Source organism: Ectobacillus sp. (assembly GCF_056992975.1).
On the sequence record NZ_JBXKMX010000107.1, the window covers coordinates 1 to 2,512 of the forward strand.

Below are 2,512 nucleotides of genomic sequence, written 5' to 3' on the forward strand. Positions count from 1 at the left end.
CTTTTCATTTTCCCTAAAACCATGTACCCTACTTAAGGATAGTAAAACACTTGAAGGAGAATAGAAATGGCACAGACGTTTGTTCGGCAAGATATTACGCTACATAATTTGCAGCAATTTATAAAAATGAAGGATGCAGACCCAGAACGAAAAAATACCTATTTTCAAAAGTTGATCGAAGAAGTAGGGGAGCTTTCGGAGGTTCTTCGGAAGGATAGAAGATTGGCTGAAACAGGTACGATTAAAGGCACAATTGAAGAGGAATTGTATGATGTGCTCTATTATGTATTTGCAATTGCGAACGCGCATGATATTGATATGGAACAATGCTTTCGGCTGAAGGAGCAATACAAGCGGGAAAAGAAGAAAAAATAAAAAACTAGAGATTAGGTCATAATCTCTAGGAGTACGGGTACGAGAAATACGTTAAAGGTTGCGGTTAAGAGCATGGAAATGGTAGCAATTGTTCCTTCTAGCTGTCCCATTTCAAATGCTCTAGAAGCTCCGGTTCCATTTGCGCTTGTGCCCATTACAATTCCTTTTGCTACCGCTGTGCGGATGTGAAGAATTCGTATGATGGATGGGCCTGAAACAATTCCGATGATGGCGGTTAACACGACAAAGAGAGCAGTTAAGTCTTTTGTGCCTCCAGCCATTGAACTAATTTGCATGGCAATCGGTGTTGTTACGATATGCGGTACGATACTATCGGACATTGCTAAATTTAAATGAAATACTTTTGCCAAGAGCTCTGAAACAAGAATCGAAATAACCGAACCTGCCAATACATTTAGCACGATCGGAACCGCATATTTTTTCAATGTGTTCCGATATTGATACAACGGGTACGCAAACGCGACGACAGCTGGTTCTAGTAATTTCGATAACCACGTTGCTCCTTGTGCATAATGATCATAAGGAATATGAAAGAAAAGTAACACGGCAATAAGTAGAATTGGTGTAATTAGCATTGGCGTTAATAGCGTCCACTTATAGGTTTGATATACTTTTTTTGATACGAGATATGTAAACACGGTTAAGCCTAGAAAGAATACTTGTATCATCATGCTTCTTTTCGTCCCCCCATTTTTTCTGCAAAAATACCAGTAAATACAATAACCATTAGTGTACTAAGTATAAGGATAGCCAAAATTCCTGTTCCGTTTGTCATAATAATGTCACGATAACGTATGATTGCTACAGCTGAAGGGATAAAGAATAAGAGCAGTTCTTTAATCAACAAGTTTGAACCAGATGCTACCCATTGTATCGGAATCATTTTAAATCGAAAGCAGATGAACAAAAGAAGCATTCCAATTATACTTCCTGGAATAGGCAAGTGAGTAAAGGAAACAATAGTGTTCCCTATAAATACGAATACATATAGAAAAAGAATTTGTAAGCTAATAGTGAGCAATTTCAAGGGGATCTCTTCCTTTATTTTTTAATAATAAAAATACTATACGTATACTGTAATGTGAATTTTATATTGTGTCTAATATATATATTAGGTAAGATTAATACGGAAAACATATTAATAGAGGGTGGAAATGAATGGAGTTACGTCAATTGCATTATTTTATAGCGGTAGCAGAGGAACTTCATTTCGGACGCGCGGCGAAACGACTGCAGATGACACAACCTCCTCTCAGTCAACAAATTCAGCAACTTGAAGAAGAATTAGGGGAAGTATTATTTCGGCGGACGAAACGGGTGGTAGAGCTTACCGATGCAGGTAAGGTGTTTTTAGAGGGAGTAAAAGGTATACTTGAACAACTGGATTCCACGATTTCATTAACAAAACGGGCTGCACGAGGTGAAATTGGCACGCTTACAATTGGATATGTTGGTGCAGCCACCTATGATTTCTTACCTCCCCTTATCCGAACGTATCGCAATCAATATCCGGATGTGGAAATCAAGCTAAGGGAGCTTTCGACCCCAGAGCAAGTAGAAGAACTGCATAATCACAAGTTAGATATTGGACTTATTCGCCCGCCAATCCAAAGTGATATTCTCACAACAGAGGTGATTCATGAAACGCCTTGTATGCTTGCCTTATCCATTCATCACCCATTAGCAAAGGAGCAGGGAATAACTTTATCGCAACTGCGAAATGAGTCATTTATTCTTCTATCGCGTCCCATTTGGCCCGGATTCTACGATGAAATTGTTTCGATGTGTCATGCTACTGGCTATAATCCAAGTATTCGGCAAGAAACAACAGAGTATCATACTGTAATCGGGTTAGTGGCTGCAGGTGTCGGCATTGCTATCGTTCCGGCTTCGCTTCAAAATTTCACATTGAAAGAAGTAGTTTATCGTAAAATTGAAGATTTAAATCAGACTGTGAAAATGTCCATTGCTTATGAAGAGGGGAGAATCTCAAAGGAAACAGAACATTTTATCGAAATTTTGAGAGGGGTAAAGCAAGATTCTTAGGGAACAATCAAGGCAACTTTAAAATTTTTTTAATAATAAAATGTTATACTGAAACTGCATTTTGAAAAAA

The 2,512-nt window shown here is 38.3% G+C and carries 4 protein-coding genes; 2 read left to right on the forward strand and 2 right to left on the reverse strand.

Annotated elements, in window-relative coordinates; translation table 11 throughout:
• Positions 1-66 precede the first annotated feature (66 nt).
• On the forward strand, positions 67-375 hold the full coding sequence (locus AC11ZT_RS05655) for a MazG nucleotide pyrophosphohydrolase domain-containing protein (protein WP_484058669.1): 309 nt from the start codon (positions 67-69) through the stop codon (positions 373-375).
• An 11-nt stretch (positions 376-386) separates the two neighbouring features.
• Here AC11ZT_RS05655 and AC11ZT_RS05660 read toward each other — a convergent pair whose 3' ends face one another.
• On the reverse strand, positions 387-1,064 hold the full coding sequence (locus tag AC11ZT_RS05660; RefSeq protein ID WP_484058672.1) for an LrgB family protein: 678 nt from the start codon (positions 1,062-1,064) through the stop codon (positions 387-389).
• Positions 1,064-1,423 carry a CidA/LrgA family protein gene (locus AC11ZT_RS05665; protein WP_484058670.1) on the reverse strand — a complete coding sequence of 120 codons (360 nt, stop codon included), beginning with the start codon at positions 1,421-1,423 and terminating at the stop codon, positions 1,064-1,066. Before AC11ZT_RS05665 ends, AC11ZT_RS05660 begins: the two co-directional genes overlap by 1 nt.
• A gap of 131 nt (positions 1,424-1,554) precedes the next feature.
• Here AC11ZT_RS05665 and AC11ZT_RS05670 point away from each other — a divergent pair, with 131 nt between their 5' ends.
• Positions 1,555-2,442, forward strand: a complete 888-nt coding sequence (locus tag AC11ZT_RS05670) for a LysR family transcriptional regulator (protein ID WP_484058671.1) — start codon at positions 1,555-1,557, stop codon at positions 2,440-2,442.
• The last annotated feature ends 70 nt before the right edge of the window (positions 2,443-2,512 follow it).

Bases quoted from the DNA above. Each gene is read 5' to 3' on its own strand.
- AC11ZT_RS05670 (WP_484058671.1), top strand. From the start codon at position 1,555: ATGGAGTTACGTCAATTGCATTATTTTATAGCGGTAGCAGAGGAACTT.
- AC11ZT_RS05655 (WP_484058669.1), top strand. From the start codon at position 67: ATGGCACAGACGTTTGTTCGGCAAGATATTACGCTACATAATTTGCAG.
- AC11ZT_RS05660 (WP_484058672.1), bottom strand. From the start codon at position 1,064: ATGATACAAGTATTCTTTCTAGGCTTAACCGTGTTTACATATCTCGTA.